This window comes from Streptomyces sp. NPDC101237 (genome assembly GCF_044767465.1).
GTDB lineage: Bacteria > Actinomycetota > Actinomycetes > Streptomycetales > Streptomycetaceae > Streptomyces > Streptomyces gramineus.
In genome coordinates this window covers 25,463-31,234 of record NZ_JBIWNY010000033.1, presented here as the reverse complement: position 1 = coordinate 31,234, position 5,772 = coordinate 25,463, and the positions used below count along the sequence as shown (strand labels likewise).

The 5,772-nt window shown below is 72.3% G+C and carries 5 protein-coding genes; 4 read left to right on the top strand and 1 reads right to left on the bottom strand.

Annotated features, from left to right (window positions below):
• Positions 1 to 296 precede the first annotated feature (296 nt).
• The 3 genes from ACIRQ9_RS35000 to ACIRQ9_RS34990 are packed head-to-tail and all read left to right on the top strand — an operon-like array spanning position 297 to position 3,275.
• Positions 297 to 1,292 (top strand): FecCD family ABC transporter permease, encoded by a 996-nt coding sequence (locus tag ACIRQ9_RS35000; RefSeq protein ID WP_404183022.1) that lies wholly within the window; start codon positions 297 to 299, stop codon positions 1,290 to 1,292.
• A gap of 2 nt (positions 1,293 to 1,294) precedes the next feature.
• Entirely contained in the window at positions 1,295 to 2,383 is a 1,089-nt protein-coding gene (locus ACIRQ9_RS34995; RefSeq protein ID WP_404182955.1) for a FecCD family ABC transporter permease, read from the top strand.
• 4 nt (positions 2,384 to 2,387) lie between these two features.
• Positions 2,388 to 3,275, top strand: coding sequence for an ABC transporter ATP-binding protein (locus tag ACIRQ9_RS34990; RefSeq protein ID WP_404182952.1), 888 nt, complete (start codon positions 2,388 to 2,390; stop codon positions 3,273 to 3,275).
• 133 nt (positions 3,276 to 3,408) lie between these two features.
• Here the strand turns inward: ACIRQ9_RS34990 and ACIRQ9_RS34985 are convergent, their stop codons facing one another.
• The gene (locus tag ACIRQ9_RS34985; protein ID WP_404182949.1) at positions 3,409 to 4,362 is read right to left on the bottom strand and encodes a methionyl-tRNA formyltransferase; all 954 of its coding nucleotides are present in this window, start codon (positions 4,360 to 4,362) and stop codon (positions 3,409 to 3,411) included.
• A gap of 54 nt (positions 4,363 to 4,416) precedes the next feature.
• On the opposite strand from ACIRQ9_RS34985, the gene ACIRQ9_RS34980 reads away from it, so the two are divergent.
• A complete protein-coding gene (locus tag ACIRQ9_RS34980) occupies positions 4,417 to 5,772 on the top strand; it encodes a lysine N(6)-hydroxylase/L-ornithine N(5)-oxygenase family protein (protein WP_404182945.1) in 1,356 nt (451 codons plus the stop codon).

Sequence of the window (5,772 nt, the reverse complement as noted above, 5' to 3'; positions counted from 1 at the left end):
GCTCGTCGCCGAGTCCGCCGAAGCCGGAATCGCCGAAGAGGGTCCGGAAGAACGCTTGGTGCCCGACACAGCTGCCCGTGCCTCCCCATAGGTGTGGAACGGCTCAGCGGAGCCGCGACCGCTCGCATAGTAAGGTAAGGATTGCCTAACTCAACAGGGTCGGCGTGATGTCAGCGGTCCACATCACACCGACTGAGGTTATGCTCACCTAACTCGCCCTCAGAAGTCCTCGGGGGCCCGCCGGAAGACGGTATGGAGACCGGAAAGTGGCTTCAGACAGCAGGCTTCGCACGACGGTGCTGGTGTCACTGATCGTCGCCCTCCTGGTCCTCCTGTCCCTTCTCTCCGTGGCGCTGGGCGCGTTGAACGTCCCGCTCGGCCAGGTGGTGCGCTCGGTCCTCGGGCATCCGCCCAGCCGGCTCGTGGACAACGTGATCTGGTCGGTGCGCGTCCCGCGCACCCTGCTGGGACTCGCGACCGGCGCGGCGCTCGGCATGTCCGGCGCGCTGATGCAGGCCCTGACCCGCAACCCGCTGGCCGACCCGGGGATCCTCGGGGTCAGCGCCGGCGCCTCCTTCGCGATCGTCGTCTCGGTCGCGGTGTTCGGGGTCGGATCGCTGTACGGCTACGTGTGGTTCGCGTTCGCCGGGGCGCTCGCCGCCAGCGTCCTGGTCTTCCTGCTCGGACGGCTCGGCCGGTCCGGCGCGACGCCGGTGAAGCTCGCGCTCGCCGGAGTCGCCGTCACCTCGCTGCTGTCCTCGCTCACCAGCGCCGTGGTCCTCACCGACCAGGACGCGCTGGACCGCTACCGCTTCTGGTCCGCGGGCACCCTGGCCGACCAGGACTCCGGCGACCTGCTGCGCATCCTGCCGTTCCTCGCGGTGGGCGCCGTCCTCGCGCTGTCCTGCGCCCCCGCCCTCAACAGCATGGCCCTCGGCGACGACGTGGCCGCCTCGCTGGGGCGACGGCTCGGCCTGGTACGGCTCCAGGGCGTGACCGCGGTGGTGCTGCTGACCGGCGCCTCGGTCTCCGTGATCGGCCCGGTGGTCTTCCTCGGCCTGGTCGTCCCGCACATCGCCCGGGTGCTCGCCCAGGCGGCCGGCATCGGCCCCGACCACCGCTGGCTGCTGCCGCTCTCGGCGGCGCTGGCTCCCGTACTGCTGCTGACCGCCGACATCGCCGGCCGGCTCGTGGCCAGGCCCACCGAGATCCAGGCCGGCGTGCTGGTCGCGTTCCTCGGCGGCCCGTTCTTCATCGCCCTGGTCCGCCGCCGCAAGCTCGCGGAGGTGTGACCATGGCCGCTCCCCCGACCGTCCGTCCCGGTGACCGGACCCGGACCGCGTTGCGCGACCGGACCTTCCGGCTGGCCGCGCCGCCCGTCTCCGGGACGTTCCGGCCGCGCCTGGTGCTGACCGGCGTGCTCCTCGCCCTCGGCGCGTTCGCGCTGTTCTGCTGGGGACTGGCCCTCGGCGACTACCCGGTGAGCCTGCCCGACGTCGTCAAGGCCCTGTACGGCGTGGGCGATGCCGGCACCCTCACCGTCGTACGGGACCTGCGGCTGCCGCGCGCCCTCACCGGGCTTCTCGTCGGCGTCGCCTTCGGGGTCTCGGGGGCCGTGTTCCAGACGATGACCCGCAACGCGCTGGCCAGCCCCGACATGATCGGGCTGACCGAGGGCGCCGGGACCGCCGTGGTGGCGGCCGTGGTCCTCGGCTGGACCGGCGGCCTCGGACTGTCCACGCTGGGACTGCTCGGCGCCCTCGCGACCGCGCTGCTCGTGTACGCGCTGGCCTGGAAGGGCGGCACCACCGGCTACCGCATCATCCTCGTCGGCATCGGCGTCTCCTGGATCTGCACCAGCGCCACCGACTTCCTGGTGGCGCGCGGCAACCGGTTCCAGGCCGAGGAGGCCCTCGGCTGGCTGGTGGGCAACCTCAACGGCCGCACCTGGGACCAGGTGGACGCGCTGGCCGCCGCCCTGGCCGTGCTGCTGCCGGTGACCCTGGGCATGGGCCGCTGGATGCGCACGCTCCAGCTCGGCGACGACGTGGCGGCGGGACTCGGCACGCCCGTCCAGCCGGTCCGGCTGGCGCTGCTGCTCACCGGGGTCGGCCTGATCGCCTTCGGCACGGCCGCGGCCGGCCCGGTGGCGTTCGTGGCCCTGGCCAGTCCGCAGATCGCGCTGCGGCTCGCCGGCACCGCGTCGCCGCCCCCGCTCGTCTCCGGCCTCACCGGCGCGTTCGTCGTCCTCGGCTCCGACCTCCTCGCACGCGAGGCGATTCCCGGGACGGAACTGCCGGTCGGGGTCGTCACCGGCGCCCTGGGCGCGCCGGTCCTGCTGTGGCTGCTCATCCGCGCCGACCGCGCGGGCTCTGGAGGCTGATCCCATGTCGACCACCGACTCGCGCACCCCCCGCTCACCCGAAGCGCCCGCATCCGGACCCGAGTTGCGTGCCGCGGGCCTTCATCTGGCCTACGACGGACGCACCGTCGTCGAGAACCTGGACCTCACCGTCCCCACCGGCCGGATCACGGCCATCGTCGGCGCCAACGCCTGCGGCAAGTCGACCCTGCTGCGGGCCCTGGCCCGGCTGCTCGCCCCGCGCCAGGGGGTGGTCGAGCTGGACGGCGCCGCGCTGCGCTCGATACCGACCCGCGAACTCGCCCGCACCCTCGGCATCCTGCCGCAGACGCCGGTGGCGCCGGAGGGGCTGACCGTCACCGACCTGGTGGGGCGCGGCCGTTCACCGCACCAGACCTGGTGGCGGCAGTGGTCGGCGGCGGACGAGGAGGCCGTGCGGGCGGCGCTGGCCGCGACCGAACTCACCGACCTCGCCGACCGGCCGGTGGACGAGCTGTCCGGGGGCCAGCGGCAGCGCGCGTGGATCGCGATGGCGGTCGCCCAGGGCACCCCGGTCCTGCTGCTGGACGAACCGACGACCTATCTCGACCTCGCGCACCAGATCGACGTGCTGGACCTGATCACCGACCTCAACCGGCGCGAGGGCCGCACGGTGGTGATGGTCCTGCATGACCTCAACCAGGCCTGCCGGTACGCCGATCACGTCATCGCCATGAAGGCCGGCCGGATCGTCGCCGTGGGTCCGCCGGCCGAGGTGGTCACCGAGGCCGTCGTCGAGGACGTCTTCGCGCTGCGCTGCCGGATCACACCCGACCCGGTCAGCGGGACGCCGATGGTCATCCCGCTCGGCCGCCACCACCACGACGACGACACCCGCGCCCCGCGGAAGGCGGTCCCGGCCACGGTCGACTGAGCCGGACGCGAGCGCGCCGGGGACACCCGGACCTTCGGGCGGCCGCCGGAGCCGACTCCGCCGCCGGTCGCGGTGGCCTCGGGCGGGCCCGGCCCCGGAGCCCGTCCGAGGACCGCCGGGCCCGGTTCCACCGTCAGGGACGGGACGTCAGATAGCCGCCCATGGTGCGGAAGTGGTCCGCCGCCGCGTGCTCGGTGCCGTCGTCGGTCCGTACCCGGCGGATCAGCAGGCCCCGGCCGCGGCCCGTGTGGGCCTCGGGACCCGCCACCACGACCACGCCGTCGCCCTCGCGGATGAAGATCCGGCCGGGAGTGCCGCCGTACCGCCCCTCGGAGACGGCCGCGGAGACGATCCTCAGCCGCTCGCCGCGGTGGAAGGCGTACGCGTTGGGGTACGGGTCCGACTGGGCCCGCACGAGGCGCTCCAGGCGCTCCGCGGGCCACGTCCAGTCGATCCGGCTGTCCTCCGGGGACCGCTTGTGGAAGAAGCTGGCACGGCCGCGGTCCTGCGGGATCCACTGGCCGGCGTCCCGCCCGGAGGCGATCAGGTCGAGCGACTCGCGGACGATGGGCGCGATGAGACCGACCGTGCGGTGGAACAGGTCGGTGGCCGTGTCGGCGGGCCCGACCGGCACCGAACGCTGCACGAGGACGTCCCCGGCGTCGAGTTCGGCGTTCATGCGGTGCGCGGTGACGCCGACCCGCTCCTCCCCGTTGAGCAGCGCCCAGATGATCGGCGAGAACCCGGCGTAGGCGGGCAGCAGCGAGTCGTGGACGTTCAGGGTGCCGTGCGGGGGGAGGTCGAAGAGCTCGGGCGGCAGCCAGGTGCGCCAGTTGTTGGCGACGATGATGTCGGGGCGCGAGTCCCGTACGGCGGTGAGGAGTTCGGCGTCGTCGGGCCGGTTGCGCAGCAGCACCGGCACGCCGTGCTTCTCGGCCAGTTCGGCGACGTTGTCGTCCCAGATCTTCTCGTAGGCGTGCTCGCTCTTCGGGTGGGTGACCACAAGGACGACCTCGTGGTCGGAGTCCAGCAACGCCTGCAGCGTCCGGTGACCCCACGTCTGGTAGCCGAGCATGACGACCCGCATGACGGTCCTTCCCTTCCAAGACTCCATTGCTAGGTAAGCCTTACCTTATCTAGCATGGACAGGCCTGAGGGAGGCGATGCCAAGGTGAAATCACCGATCAGTGGCCCCGACGTCGTGCACGACATCGTCGGGATCGGTTTCGGCCCGTCAAATCTCGCTCTGTCCATAGCGGTCGAGGAACACAACGCGGGTCTCGCGGCAGACCGCCGCATCGATGCCCTGTTCCTGGAACGCCAGCCGCGGTTCGGCTGGCACCGGGGCATGCTGATCGACGACGCCACGATGCAGGTCTCCTTCCTCAAGGACCTCGTCACGCTGCGCAACCCGACCAGCGACTACAGCTTCCTGTGCTTCCTGCGCGAACGCGGCAGACTGATCGACTTCCTGAACCAGAAGACGCTCTTCCCGCTGCGGATGGAGTTCCACGAGTACTTCGAGTGGGCGGCCGCCCGGGTCGCGCACCTGGTGGCGTACGACAGCGAGGTGGTCGGGGTCGACCCGGTGCGCGGGGAGGGCGGCCGGGTGGCGTACTTCGACGTCGTCCGCCGCGACCCGGAGCGCCCCGGCGCGACCGTGACCCACCGGGCCCGCAACATCAGCGTGGCGATGGGCCTCGAACCGCACGTGCCGCCCGGCCTCGAACTGGCCGAACGCATCTGGCACAACAGCGAGTTGATTCCGCGCGCCGGACGACTCGCGGACACCGGGACCCCGGTGCGGCGGGCGGTCGTGCTCGGTGCCGGACAGAGCGCCGCCGAGACGGTGGACTACCTCCACCGCACCTTCCCGGACGCGGAGGTGTGCTCGGTCTTCGCCAAGTACGGCTTCACCCCGGCCGACGACAGCCCGTTCGCCAACCGGATCTTCGATCCGGAGGCGGTCGACGTCTACTTCTCGTCGCCCTCCGAGGTCAAGCAGTCCCTGCTCGACTACCACCGCTCCACGAACTACTCGGTGGTCGACATGGACCTGATCGAGTCGCTGTACGCCACCACGTACCGGGAGAAGGTGGCGGGCCGGGAGCGGCTGCGCTTCCTCAACGTCTCACGGGTGCGCGGCGTCACCCCCGCGCACGGCGGCGGCCTGGAGGTCGCCGTCGAGTTCCTGCCCACCGGCGAGCGGCAGGTGCTGCCGGCCGACGTCCTGGTGCTGGCCACCGGCTACCGGCCCCGGGACCTGACGGCGCTCCTCGGCGACGCGGCCAAGCTGTGTCTCAAGGACGACGGGGACGCGATCCGGGTGGGCCGCGACCACCGCGTCGAGACGACGCCGGAGGTCACCGCGGGCATCTACCTCCAGGGCGGGACCGAGCACACCCATGGGCTCACCAGCACGCTGCTGTCGACCGTGGCGGTCCGGGCGGAGGAGATCCACCGGTCCGTGCTGAGCGACCGGCTGACGGCGGTCTGA